The organism is Streptomyces sp. NPDC030995 (genome assembly GCF_055571215.1).
On record NZ_JBVIFS010000043.1, the window covers coordinates 24436 to 43908 of the forward strand.

Annotated in this window: 17 protein-coding genes; 7 read left to right on the forward strand and 10 right to left on the reverse strand. The window is 71.4% G+C overall.

What is annotated here, in order from left to right; translation table 11 throughout:
* Positions 1-34: 34 nt before the first annotated feature.
* Positions 35-397 carry a DUF1330 domain-containing protein gene (locus tag ACZ45T_RS35430; protein WP_468448250.1) on the forward strand — a complete coding sequence of 121 codons (363 nt, stop codon included), beginning with the start codon at positions 35-37 and terminating at the stop codon, positions 395-397.
* A gap of 63 nt (positions 398-460) precedes the next feature.
* On the opposite strand, the gene ACZ45T_RS35435 is transcribed toward ACZ45T_RS35430, so the two are convergent.
* Positions 461-1018, reverse strand: coding sequence for a pyridoxamine 5'-phosphate oxidase family protein (locus ACZ45T_RS35435; protein ID WP_468448251.1), 558 nt, complete (start codon positions 1016-1018; stop codon positions 461-463).
* 434 nt (positions 1019-1452) lie between these two features.
* On the opposite strand from ACZ45T_RS35435, the gene ACZ45T_RS35440 reads away from it, so the two are divergent.
* From ACZ45T_RS35440 to ACZ45T_RS35450, 3 genes are all read left to right on the forward strand, one after another.
* Positions 1453-2736 (forward strand): FUSC family protein, encoded by a 1284-nt coding sequence (locus tag ACZ45T_RS35440; RefSeq protein WP_468448252.1) that lies wholly within the window; start codon positions 1453-1455, stop codon positions 2734-2736.
* A 255-nt stretch (positions 2737-2991) separates the two neighbouring features.
* Positions 2992-4197, forward strand: a complete 1206-nt coding sequence (gene fabV / locus ACZ45T_RS35445; protein WP_468448253.1) for an enoyl-[acyl-carrier-protein] reductase FabV — start codon at positions 2992-2994, stop codon at positions 4195-4197.
* A 95-nt stretch (positions 4198-4292) separates the two neighbouring features.
* Positions 4293-4895 carry a hypothetical protein gene (locus ACZ45T_RS35450; RefSeq protein WP_468448254.1) on the forward strand — a complete coding sequence of 201 codons (603 nt, stop codon included), beginning with the start codon at positions 4293-4295 and terminating at the stop codon, positions 4893-4895.
* 76 nt (positions 4896-4971) lie between these two features.
* On the opposite strand, the gene ACZ45T_RS35455 is transcribed toward ACZ45T_RS35450, so the two are convergent.
* The 8 genes from ACZ45T_RS35455 to ACZ45T_RS35490 all read right to left on the reverse strand — a co-directional run bounded on the left by ACZ45T_RS35455 (position 4972) and on the right by ACZ45T_RS35490 (position 13991).
* Positions 4972-6030, reverse strand: coding sequence for a ketoacyl-ACP synthase III family protein (locus tag ACZ45T_RS35455; protein ID WP_468448255.1), 1059 nt, complete (start codon positions 6028-6030; stop codon positions 4972-4974).
* On the reverse strand, positions 6027-6926 hold the full coding sequence (locus ACZ45T_RS35460) for a UbiA prenyltransferase family protein (protein ID WP_468448256.1): 900 nt from the start codon (positions 6924-6926) through the stop codon (positions 6027-6029). Before ACZ45T_RS35460 ends, ACZ45T_RS35455 begins: the two co-directional genes overlap by 4 nt.
* A complete protein-coding gene (locus ACZ45T_RS35465; protein WP_468448257.1) occupies positions 6923-8164 on the reverse strand; it encodes a cytochrome P450 in 1242 nt (413 codons plus the stop codon). Before ACZ45T_RS35465 ends, ACZ45T_RS35460 begins: the two co-directional genes overlap by 4 nt.
* Positions 8157-11030, reverse strand: a complete 2874-nt coding sequence (locus ACZ45T_RS35470; protein WP_468448258.1) for a PEP/pyruvate-binding domain-containing protein — start codon at positions 11028-11030, stop codon at positions 8157-8159. Before ACZ45T_RS35470 ends, ACZ45T_RS35465 begins: the two co-directional genes overlap by 8 nt.
* A gap of 1 nt (position 11031) precedes the next feature.
* Positions 11032-11721, reverse strand: a complete 690-nt coding sequence (locus ACZ45T_RS35475; protein ID WP_468448259.1) for a nitroreductase family protein — start codon at positions 11719-11721, stop codon at positions 11032-11034.
* Positions 11722-11753: 32 nt separating this feature from the next.
* Positions 11754-12422, reverse strand: coding sequence for a methyltransferase family protein (locus ACZ45T_RS35480; RefSeq protein WP_468448260.1), 669 nt, complete (start codon positions 12420-12422; stop codon positions 11754-11756).
* Positions 12419-13270, reverse strand: coding sequence for an AfsA-related hotdog domain-containing protein (locus tag ACZ45T_RS35485; protein WP_468448261.1), 852 nt, complete (start codon positions 13268-13270; stop codon positions 12419-12421). Before ACZ45T_RS35485 ends, ACZ45T_RS35480 begins: the two co-directional genes overlap by 4 nt.
* 154 nt (positions 13271-13424) lie before the next feature.
* Positions 13425-13991, reverse strand: a complete 567-nt coding sequence (locus tag ACZ45T_RS35490) for an NADPH-dependent FMN reductase (RefSeq protein ID WP_468448262.1) — start codon at positions 13989-13991, stop codon at positions 13425-13427.
* A gap of 516 nt (positions 13992-14507) precedes the next feature.
* Here ACZ45T_RS35490 and ACZ45T_RS35495 point away from each other — a divergent pair.
* The 3 genes from ACZ45T_RS35495 to ACZ45T_RS35505 all read left to right on the forward strand — a co-directional run bounded on the left by ACZ45T_RS35495 (position 14508) and on the right by ACZ45T_RS35505 (position 18444).
* On the forward strand, positions 14508-15995 hold the full coding sequence (locus ACZ45T_RS35495; protein ID WP_468448263.1) for a UDP-N-acetylmuramoyl-L-alanyl-D-glutamate--2,6-diaminopimelate ligase: 1488 nt from the start codon (positions 14508-14510) through the stop codon (positions 15993-15995).
* A 368-nt stretch (positions 15996-16363) separates the two neighbouring features.
* Positions 16364-16567: a cold-shock protein gene (locus tag ACZ45T_RS35500; protein WP_093678426.1), complete on the forward strand. Its 204-nt coding sequence runs from the start codon at positions 16364-16366 to the stop codon at positions 16565-16567.
* Positions 16568-16926: 359 nt separating this feature from the next.
* On the forward strand, positions 16927-18444 hold the full coding sequence (locus ACZ45T_RS35505; protein WP_468448264.1) for a DEAD/DEAH box helicase: 1518 nt from the start codon (positions 16927-16929) through the stop codon (positions 18442-18444).
* 69 nt (positions 18445-18513) lie between these two features.
* Here the strand turns inward: ACZ45T_RS35505 and ACZ45T_RS35510 are convergent.
* Positions 18514-19473 (reverse strand): tetratricopeptide repeat protein (locus ACZ45T_RS35510; protein WP_468448265.1); only part of this gene is annotated, 960 nt, incomplete at its 5' end.

The window sequence follows — 19473 nt, forward strand, 5'->3', positions numbered from 1 at the left end:
CCATCGCTCACCCCCGGAACGAAGGAGCCCCGTGGTGTCCGCTTATGGCTTCGCTCATCTCCGCAGCCGCCGGAATCACTCAGACATCATCGAGTACCTGGAGCGCATCCAAGCAACCCTCGACCCCTTCGCGGGCCGCTTCGTCATCCACGGTCCGCCGGCCGAAGTCGTGGAGGGAAGGTGGCCCGGCAGCATGGTGCTGATCGAGTTTCCCAGCCTGGCCGAAGCCCGTGCCTGGTACGACTCTCCCGCCTACCGGGCCATCCTGCGTCTGCGCACGGACCATATCGAGGGCGACTTGCTGCTGATCGAGGGCGTCGGGGCGAACTACGACCCGGCCGATCGGGCTCGCACGTTGCGAACAGAAGCCGGGCGAGCGGGCCAGTCGGCCACGTAGTGCCGGTAGCCACATCTTCCGGCGCCGCCGAAGTGGCGGACGAGACGGTCGGCCGCCTGTTGCTCAGAACGCCCACCGCGTGTGGGTGTAGACCCCGTCGTCCCGGCCGAAGCCGTACGCCGTGGCCGGGGCAACGGCGAACACCACCGCGTCCCCCTTGCGGAAGGCATCCCCGATTCCGTGGAAGGCGCCCTCGGGCGAGGTGATGTGCGGCCCGTACTTGGTCTCGTACGCCGCGATCACCTCCTCCAGTACCGCCGGATCGGCAACCGGCTCCGCCTTGCCCTCGACCACCAGGTCGAGGCCTTCGGTGAGCGAGTTCCCCCCGGTGGTCAGCGCGCAGTGCCCGTCATGAGCGAGGTTCTTCGCCTTCTGCTCCCCCGGGCCGGTGGAGAAGTACAGCACCCCGCCGTGCCAGGCGGCGATCACGGGAGTGACGTGCAGGCGGCCGTCGGGCCGCACGGTGGACACCCAGAAGATCTCGGCGGCCTCCAGCTGCCGCTGGGCCTCGGCCCACTCGGTGGCGGTGACGTCCGCAGCACCCGGGCGGGGATTGAGCGCGGAGCTGTAGCGGGCGTCGAGATCGGTCGTGGGTTGCTTTGCGGGGACCTGTGCCGGCATCGCGGATCTCCTTCCTCTCCCCCATATTGACCGGCTGCCCTCGCCGGAATCGGCGCCGCGCCCGTGTGCGTCCGTCTGCACGCCCGATCAGGGACAGTTACGCCCCCCGACGCAGATGCCGATGCCGATGCCGCGGAGCCCATGGGCCGCCCGGCCTAGAGCCGGATCGCCGCATCCCGTCGGCCGCCCTAGGTTCGGTCGAAAGGTACGGGCTTCGCCCGTCTTTGCCGAAGGGTCTGGCTGCATGACTCGCCGTTGGTTCACATCCACCGTGTGCGCGCTCGCGCTGTTCGCACCGGTATCCGGGTCGCTCACCGCGGCCTCGGCCGCTGCGGCCCGCCACCCACGTCGAGTACCTCGACTGGCCCTCCGCCCGCGGCAAGCACCACGTGCCCGTCTGCCGCCCGGTACTCGGCTGCCCACCCAATGTCCCCTTGCAGGTCCGACGCGGCTGGGTCGCCGCCGACGCCACCGTGCTTCTCGGCGACCTGAACTCGGCCGCCGGCGGAGTCGGCGCAACACCGGGAACCGGCATACGGAGCCACAGCAACCTCCTGGCCGCCGGATTCACCGGCGCCTGGAGCGCCACCCGCCCCCGCACCCCCTCCGGCACGGGCGGGCAGGCGCGGACACCTCACCGAAAGGCGTGGATGACGGACTTCGCGGACGTCCCGGCACCACGGGCCCGCCGGGCCCGGGAGATCCTGCGGGCCGAAGGCCCGGCGGCCGCCCGCATCGTGGTCACCGTCGCGGTGGCCTGGCAGGTCGCGCTGTGGCTGGGAGCCGACCAGCCGCCGGTCTACGCGGCGGTCGTCCCGCTGGTGGCCCTGCGCGGCGATCCGATGACGGCCCTGGGCACGTCGCTGCAGCGGGCCCTGGGCGTGGTGGCGGGCGTGCTGATCGGCATTGCCGTCCTGAACGTGCTGCGGCCTTCGACCGCCGCGCTGACGCTGGTGGTGGCCCTGGGTCTGGGTGTCGGAATGATCCTGCGGGCCGGCGGTGGGCTGAACATCCAGGTCGCGGCGTCCTCGCTGCTGGTCTTCGCCAGCACGTCACCCGATGCCTACGCGCTGCACCGCGTGTGGGAGACCGTGGCGGGGGCGGCGGTGACGATCCTGCTCGCCCCGCTGCTGTGGCCGCCCGACCCTCACCGGGTCCTGGCCGTCATCGTCGACGACTGCCGGGTGCGCCTGGTCCGGGCCCTGACCGGCACTGCGGCGGCCCTGGGTACCGACCCGGCCGCCGCCCGCGACAACCTCGCCCTGGTGAACGCCCACGTCGAAGCGGTGCATGCGGGTGCCGCGCGCGCCCGTGAAGCCGAACGTGCCATGAGGTTCAACCCGCTGCGCCGCCGTCACCGCGACGCCGTACGGCGCAAGGCCCGGCACATCGCCACCGCCGACGGGCTCACTGCGCCGCTGGTGACCCTGGCCAGGGAGGTCGCAGACCTCACCGGCCGGGAAGACCTTGCCGCAGACCTCGCCCGGGCCCAGCTCCGGCTCCCCGAACTGGCCGCCCTCACCGCGCGGGCCATCACCGACACCCTGTCCGGAGACGATCCCCGGCCCGCCGTTGCCGGTGCCCGCAACTGCCTGGCCGCCTACGTCCGCGCGGACTCCCGGCCCCTCGCCGTTGCCCTGCGCCGGCCTTTCCAGCAGGTCCTCGATGACCTCGACCAGTCGTCCTTGCCTCCTGAGGTCACGCCGTCGCCGAGCTGACGGCGGCCGGTCCCCGTCGGTGGACGGTCGCCCGCGGTGGCCCCGGAGGCCTCCTTGAGTCCGGACCCGTCAGGCGGTGTGGCATGGCCGGATAGGACACCGACAAGAATCCGCGGCCACTTCTAGCGAAGATCACCATCACGGGGTCGGGCCACGCTCACCGAGGATGTGAGCAACCATCGACGATGTCCGCCATTGCGTGGAACCGCTCCCTGCCGCGGCGTCCACGATCCCCGCACCCGAAGGACCCCACGAGTGAGCCTCCGCGAGATCAAGCCCGGCAACCGCGGCTACCTCTACGTCAACAGCCATCCGACCGGCTGCACAGCAGTGGTCGACCGCATGTGGCAGCGGACACCAGGCCCTGTCGGCGACCGGCCCGGCCCGGTCGCCCTCGTCATCGGCTCCAGCGCCGGTTACGGACTGGCCGCGACCCTGGTCGGCCTGCGCGCCCACCGGATGCGCGGACTCGGCATCGCCTACGAGGCCGCCGCGACCGAGCGCCGCACCGCCAGCGCGGGCTGGTACCGCACCGCCCGGGCCGCCGAACTCGCCGCCGAGGCCGGCGCTGACTTCACCTTCCTCAACGGCGACGCCTTCTCCGATGGCATCAAGGACGAGGCCGCCGACCAGCTCGCCGCCCGCTTCGGCAAGATCGACCTGCTCATCTACAGCATCGCGGCCCCGCGTCGCACGGACCCGCTGACCGGCGAGGTCCACCACTCCGCCATCAAGCCGCTCGGCACCGACTACCGGGCCAAGACCCTCGTGTTCGAGGACGGCGTCCCGCAGATCGGCGAGTTGCACCTGCAGGCCGCGGACGAGGCCGAGCGCGACGCGACCGTGCAGGTCATGGGCGGCGCCGACTGGCAGATGTGGATCGACGCCCTGCAGTCCAAAGGCCTGCTCGCCGACGGCTTCCAGACCGTCGCCCTCTCGTACGTCGGATCCGACATCACCGCCCCCATCTACCGGGCCGGAACCATCGGCGCCGCCAAGCAGCACCTGGAAGACACCGCGCGCGCCATCAACACCCGGCTCAAGGACACGGGCCACGCCTACACCGTCGTCGCGGGCGCGGCCGTAACCCAGGCCTCCACCGCCATCCCGAGCATCGCGCTCTACACCAGCATCCTTCACCGCGTTACCGGTGACAGCTGGCAGGGCACCGTCGACCAGGCAGCCGCCCTGTGGAAGCAGCTCGCCGGTGACGCCGCCTTCGAACTGGACGACCAGGACCGCATCCGGCTGGACGACTGGGAAATGAATCCCGGGGTTCAGGCTGCCGTCCGCGCCACCTGGGACGAGGTCGACGCCGACACCATTGCCACCAGCGCGGACACCGGTTGGTTCCGCGACGAGGTCGGCCAGCTCTACGGGTGGGACGTTCCCGGCGTCGACTACGAGGTCGCAGCCGAGACCACCGTCCCGTGGCCCGCTTCCTCGTCGTCCGATGTCTGACGTCTGACGGTCAGGCCGGATGCAGCGCCGTTCCGGTTGCAGGGGCCGCCGTATCCCGGTCGCTCGGGCGGGTCGGCCCTGGCAGGGTGTCCTTCATGAGCTCCGATCCCCCGCGACCCGAACCGGTCCGCCACCACGACCACGGCACGTGGCTCGTCCAGTTCACCGGCCGGGTGCTCGTGGTGTGCCCGAGGTGCGGTGGCCGCGCGCTCGTCGTGCCTCTGCCCGGCCTCGCAGCGCCGAAGTACTTCAGCGCCCTGCTCTTCCAGCCCCGCCGCCTCGCCTGCGCCGGCTGCGGCGCGGTCGCCGACTGGACGGCCGAGGAGCGGGGCGCCGGTCTGGTCGGCGCGGTGCCCGGCGGCACCGAGGATCCCTTCTTCCGGCGGCCGCTGTGGCTTCAGACCCGCTGTACGGGACGGATCCTGTGGGCCTACGACGAGGAGCACGTCGACGCCCTCGCCGCCTACGTCCGTGCCCGGCTGCGCGAGCGTCACGCCTCCCCGACGATGGCGATGTTCGCCAGGCTGCCGGCCTGGATGAAGTCCGCGGAGCGCCGTGACGAGGTGCTCGCCGGCCTGGCGACCCTCCGGGCCCTCGCCCGGCTCTCGGCCCCCGCCGACCGCTCCGACGCCGCCCACGAACGTGGCGACCGCCCGCGCCGCCACGGCAGCGTGCTCTTCCGTGGCGGCCCCTACTAGAGCTCGAAGCCCTGGATGGGTCGAAAGGAACACGCTGCCGAGAGCGTGCGGATCGTGGGAGCGGGCTGGGGGGCCCTCACCAGCAGGGCTGTTCCAGTACCTCGACCACCGCGCAGGCCAGGGAGATGCTGCCGCCGTTGCCCATCATCAGGATGTGGTCGCCCGGGGACACGGCGCGGGTCTCCATGAGGTGGGCGAGGCCCAGGACCTGGTCGGTGGAGGTGAGGTGGCCGTGGGCGCGGCCGAGGTCGAGCAGGCCGCGCTCGGGGGGGATGCCCAACGGCCTGAGCAGGCTCGCCAGATAGCGGGGGTGGCCGGTGAAGACGTGGGTGACGCGGGTGATGTCGTCGGGGCCCACCCCCGCTTCCTCCATGACCTGACGGGCCAGGGTGGTGCGGGCGCGGACCAGGTCGCGGGTGACGGCCTGCAGGAGGTGGCCCTCGGGGTCGCGGCGCTGGACGTAGGAGGACATGCGGCGGCCCAGGGTGGCCTGGACGCCGAGGGTGACCGGGGGCGGGTACATGGCCTCGTCGCCGCGGTAGAGGTGTTCCCAGGAGGAGAGGGAGGTCATGGCCAGCGCGCGGATGCGCAGCGGGCCGCTCTCGGTGGACACGATGACCGCGCCGCCGGCGTCGCCGAGGATGGAGCCGCGGCCGGAGCCCCATCCGTCCGCGTAGTTCCACCGGTCGACGAGGGGGGTGCCGAAGTTGTCCGCCGCGGTGACCAGGGCTGCGCTCGCGTGGGGGTCCACGGTCAGGTAGCCGTAGGCGAGGCGGATCGCGTCGAGTACCGCCGTGCAGCCCTGGTTCATGCCGATGACCGGGGCGTTGCCGCCGACGACTTGGTCCTGGACGTAGTTCGCGGCGTACCAGCCTTCCGGGCCCTGGTGCCAGACGCCGGAGTGCAGGACCAGGTCGATCTGGTCGCTGCCCAGGCCCGAGCGCTTGAGGGCCTCGATGCCGGCTTCGGCGGCGAGTTCGGGCGCCGAGAGGTTGTCGGCGATGGCCACGCTGGTCCAGCCCTCGGCCTCGGCCCGCCCGGCGTCGTACCAGCCGCGCCGGACCGCCTCGGCGACCGGGAACAACTCCGGGATCCGGGCGGCGGCGCCGGCGATGTACAGGTTGTCCGTCCTCACGAGGTGACCCCCAGGCCGATCAGCAGGTAGCAGGTGAATGCGGTCGGCAGGTAGCCGATCGTGGCGCGCAGCGGCCAGCGCGGTGCCGCGTCGCGGGTGAAGCTCCAGGCCGCGCGGGCGACGAGGGCGGCCGGCAGGAGGACCAGCCAGCCCCAGGCGCCGGGGCCGGTCGTGGTCCAGGGTCGGAGCGCGGCCAGTGCGACCGCGGTGGAGGCGATGGCGAAACCCACCGCCAAGGCGGTGGTGGTGCGCAGTCCGAAGACGTGCACGTAGGTGCGTTCGCGTTCGCCGGGGGCCCGGACGAGTTTGCGGGCGAGCTCGTGGTGGGTGGCGGCCAGCATGACCACGACCAGGACCGGCCAGGCGTGTCGGCCCGCGCTCAGGTCGGTGTCGTGGAGGAAGACCGCGTACAGGTACAGGTTGAGGACGACCTGGATCGGGGAGCTCAGGAGGACGCTGAGGACCACCTTGTCGCTGGGTGGCCAGCCGAAGCGCAGCTCCGCCCCCACCAGGATCGCGGTGTACGTGAACTGGGCGGCGAGGAGGAGCTGGGCGGGGCGGTTGCCGGCGTTGAGGAGGAGCAGGCCGGCGGCGCCGACGGCCATCAGGACGAGGAGGTCTCGGGGGTGGACCGCGCCGCGTGCCAGGGGGCGGCCGGGGTTGTGGAGGCGGTCGTACGGCAGGTCGCGCAGGTCGTCGGCGGCGCGCAGCAGGAGCAGGTCGACGATGACGGTGAGCGCGGCTATCGCGGTGCCCCAGCCAGGGCGCCAGTCGTGGGCGCCGGGGTCGACGGCGGCGTAGAGTCCGGTCACCCCCACGGCCCATGCGGCGGCGATCACGGCGGCCAGGGGCAGCGGGTAGCTGCCTTGTACGAAGAGGGCGAGGCGGCGGATCATGCCGGCTGCTCCGTCCGTATCGCCCAGCGGACCGGGAGCTGCCAGATGCCGTTGATGAACATCGTCTGACGCCAATTCAATTCGTCTGCGGGCACGGCGAGTTCCAGTACGGGGAAGCGCCGGAGCAGCGCGGCGATGCCGGTCTGGAGCTCGGCGCGGGCGAGTTCGGCGCCCGGGCACAGGTGGCGGCCGTGGCCGAAGGCCAGGTGGCCGGCGGTGTCGGGGCGGGTGGGGTCAAAAGTGTCGGGGTCCTTGAAGACGGCCGGGTCGCGGTTGGCGGCGTCGGTGAGCGCCACGACGACCTGGCCGGCCCGGACGGGGCAGCCGCCCAGGACGGTGTCCTCGGTGACCAGGTGGGGGTAGCCGCCGGTGTTGTTGAGTGAGGTGAAGCGGAGCATCTCCTCGACCGCGACCGGGATCCGGTCCGGCTGCGCACGCAGGTGGTCGGCGAGGTGGGGGTGCTGGAGGAGCAGCAGGACGCACATGGCGAAGGAGTTGCCGGTGGTCTCGTAGCCGGCCATCAGCATCCCGGAGCCGAGCGCCAGTACCTCCTTGCGGGAGAGGTGCTGCTCGGGGTCGCCCGCGGGGCGGGTGATCAGTCTGGTGAGGACGTCGTCGGCCGGCGCGCCGCGCTCCACGGCGCGCTGTTTGTCGTCGATGAGGGAGGCGAAGTAGTCGTCCATGCGGGCCTGCGCGGCCGCGACCTCTTGCGGGGTGTGGCCGGAGGTGGACATCAGGACGTCGACTTCGCGGCGCAGCAGGGCGCTGTCGCTGAAGGGGATGCCGAGGATCTCGCAGATCACCTGCATGGCGAAGGGAACGGTGTACGTGTTGACCAGCTCGGCGACGCCGTGCTCGGCGCCGGCGGTCACCTCGTCCAGCAGCTGGTCGGCCAACTCCTGGAGCCGGGGCCGCAGTTGACGGACGCTGCGGGCGGTGAAGGCGGGCAGGACCGCTCGGCGGCGGCGGGTGTGGTGGGGTGCGTCGGCGGTGACCAGCGGGAGCGAGTCGGTCTCCCGGGCCAGCAGCGGCCGGGCGAGCGCCGCGTAGCCCGCCCGGCTGAAGCGGTCGTCGCCCAGCACGGCGGTCACGTCCTCGTGCCGGGTGACCAGCAGCGCGGGCTGTCCGCTGGAGAGCTGGACCGGGTGCGGTACGCCGCCGGCGAGGAGCCCGTGGTATTCGGCGGGCGGGCAGACGCCCGGTTCGACGGGAAACGGGAAGCGTGCCGGGTCAGTCATCCTTCTCAGCCTTGTCGGTGGGTTCGGCCGGGGCAGCCTCGTCGGCTTCGTCGGCTGGGGCAGCCTCGCCGGCCGGATCGGCCGGATCGGGGAGCAGGCGGACCGTGCCCGCGCTCCCGTCGATCTCCACCCAGGCCCCGTCGGGGATCGCCTTGGTGGCGTCCGCGACGGCGACCACCGTCGGAACGCCCAGAAGGCGGCCGGTTATCGCGGTGTGTGACAGCAGGGTGCCGCGTTCGACGACCATGCCCTTGGCGGACATCATGAGGAACAGCCAGCCGGGGTCGGTCTCCCGGGCGATGAGGATGCGGCCTCCGGCCAGGTCCGGGTCGGTGGCGGGGTCGAGGACCACCTTGGCGCGGCCGCGGACCACGCCGCCGCTGGAGCCGATGCCCCGCAGCACCTGGTCATCCGAGTCGTCGCCGGCCCGGACCGGCACCGCGTGCGGGAGGGCGCGGGCGAGCGGGAGGTTGCCGGGCACACCCAGCAGGGGCGGGCGCTGCTCGGTTTCGGTCCAGCGCAGGCGCTCGGCGCGGCGCAGCGCGACCAGGGCCCGCAGGTCGCCGGCGGTGCCGGTGCCGTCGAAGGCGCCGATGACCTCCTCGACGGTCAGATCGGCCACTTCCAGCTGGTCGTCGAGCACGCCGGTGCGGGCGAGGTGGGCGCCCAGGCGCCACATCACGTCACGGGACATCCCGAAGAGCTGGGTGCGGCAGAAGCGGGTGTCCTCACGCACCCGTGCCAGGTCCCGGGCCAGCGCCGCGTGGGCCAGCAGCACGCCGCGGCGTACCGGTCCGGGGCACGCCTCGCGCAGTCGCTCGCGGGCCCGGGCGGCGGCGGCCTGCTCCTCGGCCCGGTTGGCGGCGACGGTGGTGCCCTGGCGGACCAGGGGGCGGATGAGGGGGACGACGGTCCAGGGGCGCTGGCGGGGGGTGGGCTCCTCCAGCTTCAGGTCGTGCAGCGCGCGGTCGCCGTAGCGGGCGACGTACGCGTGGGCGGCGTCGGCTACTTGAGTGCCGTAGCGGCCGGCGGTCAGGTCGGCCCACACCTGGCGCGGGTCTTCGTTGTCGAGGACGGCGCTGCGCAGTTCGGGGATCGATCCCACGAGTTCGCCCAGGGCCATGGCCGCGCGGACGGCCTGAAGGGACCGGTTCTCCTTGCCGCCGCCCATCAGTGCCATCAGGACCTGCGGACCCAGACCGGTCCAGCGGCGCAGCAGCGCGGTGCCGGAGCGGAGCACGACCAGGGCGATCAGCCCGTTGACCAGGGTGATGCCCCACTGCTTCTCGGCGCGTTCCCACACGCGCCGGTAGAGCGCGATCAGTTCCTCGGGGGTGTCTCCGACGGTGTTGATCTCGGTCATCTGCCGGTCCCACCAGCTGAGGAACCGGTGCACCTGCCACGGGTGCATGGCGGTGCGCCAGGCCAGGTGCGGCACCGAGCGGGCCACCCTCAGCGGGGACCAGCGGCGGACGCCGGCGGCGGGGCCGGTGATGCCCATGGACGCTTCCCACTGGCGGCGCACCAGCTCGAACATCGGCATCTGGCCGTGGAGATGGTGCCAGTCCTCGAGCCGGTAGTAGACCTGGCCCTCCAGGTAGCCGACCATCCGGGTGAGGCGGTGCGCGTTCTCCCGCAGCCGGCGCGCGGGCACGCCCATCCGCCGGTAGAGGTCGCCGAAGGAACGGCGGTAGAACTCGCGGGACTGGGAGTAGGTCAGCGCCCCCGAAGTCCCGGGGAAACTCTCGGTGATGTTGTGGTTGCCCCAGTAGACGGTGGACCGGGCCCCGTCCGGACCGGCCGGCGCGTGGGCTGCGGGGGCCGTCACCAGGGGCCGGGCCTGGACCAGGTGGACGGTGCCGTCGGGGGTGATGGTGCCCTCGATGTCCTGCGGGACGCCGAAGAGTTCCTCCACGCGGGCGGCCAGCTCGGCCACCGTACGGGCCTCCTTGTCGTCCAGGACCGGAACGTCGGCCAGTTCCACCGGGACCGGCAGCAGCACCGGCGCACCCGACACGGCGCCCTCGGGCAGGCCCATCGACCACCGCTTGTGCACGGTCTGCGCGCTCACCCGGCCGGTGGCCGGGTCGTGGAAGAAGTGGTCGACGTCGGCCTTCTCCTGGACGACGCCCTCGCCGATCCCGTGTGCGGCGGCGATCAGGTGACGCTGCGAGCCGTCGCGGGGGTCGCGGGTGAACGCGACGAACGAGCGGGTGCCCAGCACCATCCGCTGGATCCCGACGGCGACGCGCGCCTTCGCCGGGTCGAGGCCGCGGAAGATCCGGTAGTGGACGGCCTGCGGGTTGAACGCCGAAGCCCAGCACCGCAACACGGCCTCGGCAAGGCCGGCCTGATCCACGTAGAGGAAGCTGTCGCTCATCCCGGCGAAGGGGTCGACGGCGCTGTCCTCCCCGATGGCCGTGTCCGGGTCGAGGGTGGTGCCCGCGGTGTCGGCGGCGGTGGACTGTGCGGCCGGGACGACGCAGGCCCGTACGGCGACCAGGCCGTCCGCGCCGACCAGGGCGGTGAACTCTTCCCGGATCCGCTCGGCCAGGGCCGTCGGGAGGCTCGACTCCGTCAGTGCCTGGTGGGCGGCCGCGCACCAGCTGTCGATCGCGGCCTTGTCCTCGCAGTCCTGGGGCAGCGGCGGCAGGAGCGGCCGTACCGCCTCAAGGGCTTGGTCGAAGGCGGTGGCGGGCAGGCAGAAGAACTCCGGAACCCTGAAGCCCGCGCGGCGCAGCACTTCCTGGCGGGCGAACTTGTTGCCCACCTGCGCGGCGTCGGCCAGGGCGTCGGCGCCGGCGGTTGCGGTGGTCAGGAGGTCGGTCATGCCGGTCGTGCCGGTCATGCCAGCCACGTCAGTCACGTCAGTCATCCAGGTCACCGCTCTCCGCGCGTTCGGTCCAGCCGTCCAGGTGCAGCACGCTGTCCACGGGCCGGCGCGGGGCCGGGCTGAAGCCCTCCCCCAGGACGTGCGCGGTCGGGATCAGCGCTCCCTGGCGCACACCGGGCGGCAGGCCGAGGAGGTCGGCGACCTCCTGCTCGGCGTCCAGGTGCGCGGTGGTCCAGGCGGTGCCCAGCCCGCGGGCACGAGCGGCGAGCATGTAACTCCAGGCCGCCGGGAGCAGCGAGCCCCACAAACTCGCCTGACTGCCCTCGGGGAGCCGGCCGTCGCGCAGCTGAAGGCACGGGATCACCAGCACCGGTACCTCGTGCAGACGCGTGGCCAGGTAGCGGCCGCTCGCCATCATCCGGGCCGTAGCCGCCTCTTCGGGGGTGGCCGCCTCTTCGGGGCTTCCGGAGGGGGCGCCGGCGGGGGTGGTGCCGGCGGCCGGGTAATGGTTCTCGAAGGCGCGGCGGTAGACGGATCCGATCTTGGCCCGCAGCCCGGCGTCGGTGACGACCAGCCACTGCCAGCGCTGGGTGTTGCCGCCGTTGGGCGCCTGCAGTGCGATCTCCACGCACTCCTTGACGACCGCGAGATCGAGCGGGCGCGAAAGATCCAGACGCCGGCGCACCGATCGCGTGGTGGTGAGCAACTCGTCGGGGGAAAGCACGTGCGGTGACTCCCTCAGATCAATGTTCAAGGTCACCAGACCCCCGGGATGAGCCGGGCATGGCCGGCCGCGTAGGCGCTGTAACCGGGGATGTTCATCAGCATCCGCTCCTCGGTGCGGATCCGGAACGTGATCGCGGCCGCGAGGAGCACCAGCAGCACCACGCTCACCGGGTTGAGGAAGAAGGCGACGAACCCGACGTGCGCCAGCAGCATCCCCGCATACGCGGGGTGGCGGATGAACCGGTACAGGCCGTAGGTGACGATCTGGTGGTCCTGCTGACGCATCACGTGGTGCGAGTAGAAACGGCCGAGGGTGTGGATCGCCACCTGGCGCAGGACCACGCCGCCGACGAAGAGGAGGGCGGGCGCGAGCAGCGCCCACGACCAGCCGTCCCACGGGAGCGGACCCAGGACAGCGGCAGCAGCGGTCGCGATCCGCGCCGTCGCGTAAAGCAGCAGCGTCGCCGACTCGCTCGGCGGAGCCGTCGACTTGCGGAAGGTCACGGGGATCTCGACCGCGAGCCACGCCAGGTAACAGGCGGCGAGAACCCCGGCCACCAGATCGACGGTGTGGTCCGCGTCGCGCAGGTGCACCACCATGCCGGTGGTCACCGCGGCGACCGCGCACAGGAACAGCAGACGGGGCGCCTGAACGGTCAGAGACATTCCGCGTTCTGCGGCCGGCTTCACGGTGCTCATTTGGCGGCCCTCCGTTCCTGGTAGCGGGCACGGCTCATGGAGTGGTGAGTGATCTCGATGCCGCCCATCCGCTCACCGCTGACGGCATCCACCAACGCCATCGGGTAAGGGGCGCGCGCACCACGGGCGGGGGTGAACTCCCAGCGCAGCGACAGCGGAACCGACGCCGGCAGGTCGGTCGGCACGTCGGCCTCCAGCGTGAGCCACAGCAATTGGATGTCCAGATCACGGCCGTGCGCCGCGTGCGCCAGCAGCGTGGACATCTGCCGGGCCGACTCGATCAACGCGTCCGGGGTGTGCAGACCATCGGGACCGCCGTGCAGCCGGTGCCCGGCGGGCGGCACCAGGACGGCGGCTTCCTCGGTACGCATCGAAGCACCCAGCAGGATGTTTTCCGGAAGATGCCGATGCACGAGAGCAGCATCAGCGGGGCAGGCGCGGTCCCCCGCGGCTGAACCCTGCCCGTCGGGCTGCGCGGCGGGGGTGCGGGCGAGGCCCACGACGGCCTGGCAGACGGCGCTGCCCTCCTGCTCGGCCCGCAGCCGCCAGACCGGCCCCTCCTCGGCGGGAGCCGGCTCACAGTGCAGCAGCACCGGCTCGCCGGGCTCACAGATCCGGTCGAAACTCAGAGAGACCCGCAGACGGTTGAAACCCGCATCGGCCTGGTCCCTCGCCTGCGCGCGGACCAGATCGAGCAGCGCCGTCACCAGCAGCATGCCGGGTATGTGATCGAGCGGATGGTCGAAGAAACAGCGGTCGGTCTCGTCCACGTCCAGGCGGACGACGACCCCGCTCGCCCCGGGCACCGAGCCTTCAAAATCATCCAACGGGGCGTCGGCTTCCCCCAACGCACTTTGTACTAAAGATGTCATGGAGGTCGACGCTAATCATCGATCATTGGTTTAGCCCGAAAACCCGTCAAACCTCTGTTAACCCCGCCGAACGACCCGCACGTACCGTCCAGCCTCACCCCGACCACGAGCCGGGCGCGACCGCCGGAATCTACCCTTGCCCGGGACCTGCGGCCTGTTCGTGAGCCTCTGCCAACAGGGCGAGCACCTGGCCGAGTTGCTCACGCACCCCCGGGTCGGTGATGAGTCCGTCCCCACCCACCATCTGCGGGGACAGCGCAATCCTCGCGCAGGCCGCCTCCACGACGGAAGCGCCGGTGTAGCCCAGTACGAGGCGCAGCGTGGCCTCCGCGCCCTGGCCACGCCCCGGGGCGGCGGCGTTCACCCAGGCCACGGGCTTGTCGCAGATCTCCGTACCGCCGACCGTCCAGTCCAGCAGGTTCTTGAACGAGCCGGGCAGCGTGCCCGCGTACTCCGGGGTGCAGATCAACACCGCGGCCGCCTCGCTGATCTCGGCCCGCAACCCGGCCACAGCAGGCGGCAGCGGGTCGCTGTCGTCGTCGGGGTTGAAATGCGGCAGCGCCGCGAGCCCCTTGTAAAGGACCGTGCGCACCCGCGAGGAGGCCGCCACCGCGTGCGCGGTACTCAGCACCGACTCGTTGGAGGAACCAGCCCTCAGGCTTCCGGACAGCAAGAGAATCACAGGCAGCGTAGACACCGGGCCACCCTAACGACCCCTGCGAGGTCGACGAACACTTTGAGGAACACCGGCTCGCGTCAGGTGCGGGTCAGGCCCGTCGCCTCCTTCACGCATGGGCGGAGGGCCGCTCGACCGGACGTACACTCGGCCCATGGATCACACACGTGCCACGGGGAAGCGCCTGCAGCAGGCCACCCGTGTGCCGTGTCCGGTCCCTGCGGGTCCGGCCGGCGTTCGCCCGGCTACTGCGGCTGTCGGCGAGGCTCCCTCGGTCGGCCGCGGCGCGCTGCACGGCCACGGCTAGCGATTCCCCGCGGCCGCCTCGTCCGCCCTTGCCCATCCCCCGCGACTTCGCCTGCTGGGCTGCACTGCCGCGCTCTGCTCCCGCCGCACCGGCTCTTCCGCCTGACCCGGCCGCCCTTTTACCTCCATTTCCCCTGCCCCACTTCATCACCGCAGATGCCGGCGCACCGCCGGTGCTGCCGCCTGGCTTCGGCCGCACGACGGGCCCGAGCCACCTTCGAAGGGACCATCGTGAAGCTGAGCGGGTTGCTGACAGGCCACGACCATGAGGCTCTCCAGGGCGACCCGGAGGCGACCCGGATCACCTCGGGCATCACCTTCGACGTCGACCGGGTGACGCCGGGCTGCCTCTTCATCGCGGTACCCGGCCACCAGGGGGGCGGTCCCGAATGCGTGGGCCCGGCCCTCGCGCGCGGCGCGGTGGCCGTACTCGTCGGCGCCGAGGCGCGGGACCTACCGGCTTCGGTCGGGGCGGCGGCGCCAGGTGCCTGCGTCGTTGGCGTGCCCGACACCCGGAAGGCGGCCGCCGTGGTCTCCTCCCGCTACTTCGGCGAGCCCGGACGCGCGATGGACGTGGTCGCGATCACCGGAACCAACGGGAAGACGTCCGTCTCCTACATGGTCGAGTCGGTTCTGCGGATCTCCGAGGGCGCGAGCGTGGGGGTCATCGGGACGGCCGGCAGCAGGATCGGCGAGGCACTGATCCCGATGCCGAGGTCGGCGCTGACCACGCCGGAAGCACCGGACCTCCAGTACCTCCTGGGGCGCATGCGTGACGCGGGGGCCGGCAGCGCGGTCCTGGAAGCCACGTCGATGGCTCTGCTGACGCACCGGGTGGACCGGACGTTCATCGACGTCGGGGTCTTCACCAATCTGACCCAGGACCACCTGGACGATCACGGCACGATGACGAACTACCGGGACGCCAAGCTGCGCCTGTTCCAGGGCCTGTGCCGGCACGCGGTGGTCAACGTGGACGACGCCGTGGGCGCCGGGATCCAGATGATGATGCCCGGCGCGGTGACCACGTACGCCCTTGACGCCCCGGCGGACTACCGGGCCACCGACCTCAGGGCGGACGCGTCCGGCACCCGTTTCACCCTGCATCACGACGGCCGCACCTATGAGGCGGCGATCACCGTTCCCGGCCGTTTCTCGGTGTCCAATGCGCTGGCGACGGTGGCGGCCTGCCACGTCCTGGGGCACGGCTTGGAGGGGCTGGTCGCCGCGCTCGCCCAGATGCCACCTGTCCCGGGTCGATTCGAACGCTTTCAGGCCCCGAGCGGGACCTCGGTGATCGTGGACTACGCCCACTCGCCGGACTCCCTGGACAAGGTACTGAGCGCCATCCGCGGCTTCGCCCGGGGCCGGGTCATCACGGTCTTCGGCTGTGGTGGGGACCGGGACACGACCAAGCGGGCGGACATGGGGAGGATCGCCGGGACCCACTCGGACCTGTGCGTCCTGACCTCGGACAACCCCCGCAACGAAGATCCGGAGGCGATCCTGGACCAGATCGCCACCGGCCTCACGGCGACGGGAACCCCGTTCGAGCGGTTCACCGACCGCCGCCAGGCAGTCGCCTTCGCCCTGTCGGCGGCGGGCCCGCAGGACACTGTCCTGATCGCGGGCAAGGGCAGCGAACCGCACCAGATCGTGGGTGAGGAGCTCCTTCCCTTCAGCGACATGGCGACGGTGCGTGAGCTGGCCGGTCCCTAGTGCTGTGACCGGAAAGGTTCGCCGAGGGCTGTCCGGCGCCGAACGTGTGGGCGCGCCGCACTCGGAAAAACACTCCGTTCAAGACGCCCGAATATCTGTGGCCGCGAAGCAAAAAACGGGGCAACACAGGGTGAGGACATCTCACACAACAGTCCGAGTGAAATGATTCACCGCACGAGGTCGACCCCACTGTGCTACTGTCGATCTCAGTTGCAGTTGTGGTTCCCAAAAACTCCAAGTGCCTCCGACAGGTCTTCTTGCCGTCGGGAGCGCTTTTGTATTTCCGGTCATTTCCGGTCGGGCGATCATCACGGCGACACGGAGCCCGCAGAGTGCGGACTCCGGCGCACTGCCCAAAGGAGATTGACATGGCATCTGGAACCGTGAAGTGGTTCAACGCTGAAAAGGGCTTCGGCTTCATCGAGCAGGACGGTGGCGGCGCCGACGTCTTCGCCCACTACTCGAACATCGCCGCCCAGGGCTTCCGCGAGCTGCAGGAAGGCCAGAAGGTGAACTTCGACATCGCGCAGGGCCAGAAGGGCCCGACGGCCGAGAACATCGTTCTCGCCTGACGCACACCCGCAGTATGAGCTGGGGCCCGCACCTTGGGTGCGGGCCCCAGCTCGTTGCGTTTGAGGGCACGGCCCTCCCGCAGCGGCGCCCGGCCGCGGCACGTACCCCGGAATCCGCAGTGTCATCGTACGGCGGACGTCCCACCCGGCTCCGGATGAATATTCCGTATGAGCTTTCAAGCAGAAATTCCCGGCCCTGACGCCCAGCTCCGCGCGGGCCGGTGATCGCCCCGCCGATGCTCCTGTCGGCCGGGCCCGCTTTCGCTTTTGCTTTCAGTTCGGCTCGTTCTCGCTATTCTCCGTGCTGTTCACTTATTGCGGGAATTCCTTGATACGTGCCGCATCAAGGAAGGTTCCCCGTGAACCGCACACGCACGAACGACCGCTCCTCCCGCAACCGTAAGAACGGTGGATACGCCGGCGGCCCCAGCGGCGCCGACCGAGGCGGCCGCTTCGGCGCGTCGGCCCCCAGCCGCTCCGGTACCCCCGGCCGCTCCGGAGGTCCGAGCCGGTCGGGTGGCCCCGGCCGCCGGCCCGCCGCCCTGCAGGGTGAGTTCGCCCTCCCCAAGACGATCACCCCCGCGCTGCCCGCCGTCGAGGCGTTCGCGGATCTCGACATGCCCAAGCAGCTGCTCGCCGCGCTCGGCGCCGAAGGCCTGACCGTCCCGTTCCCGATCCAGGGCGCGACCCTGCCGAACACCCTCGCGGGCCGCGACGCCCTGGGCCGCGGACGGACCGGCTCCGGCAAGACCCTCGCCTTCGGCCTCGCCCTGCTGGCCCGTACCGCAGGCCGGCGTGCCGAGTCCCGCCAGCCCCTCGCCTTGATCCTCGTGCCCACCCGCGAGCTGGCGCAGCAGGTGACCGACGCACTCACCCCCTACGCCCGCTCCGTCAAACTGCGGCTGGCCACCGTCGTCGGAGGGATGCCCATCCGCAGGCAGGCCAGCGCGCTGAGAGGCGGGGCCGAGGTCGTCGTCGCGACGCCGGGCCGGCTCAAGGACCTCATCGACCGGGGCGACTGCCGACTGGACCACGTGGGCATCACGGTGCTCGACGAGGCCGATCAGATGGCGGACATGGGCTTCATGCCGCAGGTCACCGCCCTGCTCGACCAGGTGAAACCGGAGGGGCAGCGGATGCTGTTCTCCGCCACCCTGGACCGCAACGTCGACCTCCTGGTCCGCCGCTACCTCACCGACCCCGTGGTCCACTCCGTCGACCCGTCCGCCGGTGCGGTCACGACGATGGAGCACCACGTGCTGCACGTCCAGAGTGCCGACAAGCACGCCGCCACCACGGAGATCGCGGCCCGCGACGGCCGCGTGCTGATGTTCCTGGACACCAAGCACGCCGTCGACCGGCTGACCCAGGACCTGCTCAACAGCGGTGTGCGGGCCGCGGCCTTGCACGGCGGCAAGTCACAGCCGCAGCGCACCCGCACCCTGGCGCAGTTCAAGAGCGGGCACGTCACCGTGCTCGTCGCCACCAACGTCGCCGCCCGCGGCATCCACGTCGACAACCTCGACCTCGTCGTCAACGTCGACCCGCCGACCGACCACAAGGACTACCTGCACCGCGGCGGCCGTACCGCGCGCGCCGGCGAGTCCGGCAGCGTCGTCACCCTCGTCACCCCGAACCAGCGCCGCGGCATGGTCCGCCTCATGACGGACGCCGGGATCCGCCCGCACGTCACGCAGGTCCGCTCCAGCGAGGCCGAACTGCACCGCATCACCGGCGCGCAGGCGCCCTCGGGCATCCCGGTCGTCATCACCGCTCCGGTGACCGCGCGCCCCAAGCGCAGCTCCGCCTCCCGCCCCCGGCGCAGCGGGTCCTCCCGGCCCAACCGGACACCGGGGTCGGCCGATCGAGCGGTGTAACCAGGGGGACGGCCGCGGCCGCCTAGTCGTCTCGACTCGACTCGACTCGACTCGGGGCATGGTGTGCGTTCACTCGGTGAGTTCATCCAGCACTCGGTCGCAGATCCCGACCGAGTGGGCGAGGCCGAGCTCGACGAACAGCCGACGTGCTGAGCGAAATCTGCTGAGGGCGGTGCGGCGGCGGTCGAAGAGCAGATCGACGTGCGCCATGCCGTACAGGACGTTGGCCTCGCCGCGTCTGTCGCCCAGGTCTCGGTAGACGGGCAGCGCGTCCTCGTAGGCCGCTGCCGTTTCCGCATACCTGCTCTGTGCGTAGTGGATGTCGCCGAGACTCTTGGTCGTCTCGGCCTGGCCGCGTCTGTCCCCGAGCTCTCGGTAGAGGGTGAGTGTTTCCTCGTAGGACGCGGTCGCCTCCGCGTACCTGCCCTGCGCGCGGTGGATGTTGCCGAGTCCACTGGTGGCGTTGGCCTGGCCGTGGCGGTCGCCGAGGTCTTGGCTGAGGGCGAGTGTTTCCTCGTAGGACGCGGTCGCCTCCGCGTACCTGCCCTGCGCGTAGTGGATGTCGCCCAGACCGCTGGTGGCGTTGGCCTGGCCGTGGCGGTCGCCGAGGTCTTGGCAGAGGGCGAGTGTTTCCTCGTAGGACGCGGTCGCCTCCGCGTACCTGCCCTGTACGTAGTGGATGTCGCCGAGACTCTTGGTGGCGTTGGCCCGGCCGCGCCCGTCGCCGAGTTCCTGGTAGAGGGCGAGTGCCTTGCGGTGCGCCGCGGTCGCCTCCGGATAGCGGTCCTGTGCGTAGTGGATGTTGCCGAGTCCGCTGGTGGCGTTGGCCTCGCCACGCCTGTCTCCGAGTTGCCGGTAGAGCGTGAGTGCCCTTTCGTGGGCCGCGGTTGCCTCCGCGTACCTGCCCTGCGCGTAGTGGATGTCGCCCAGTCCACTGGTGGCGTTGGCCTCGCCACGCCTGTCTCCGAGTTGCCGGTAGAGCGTGAGTGCCCTTTCGTGGGCCGCGGTTGCCTCCGCGTACCTGCCCTG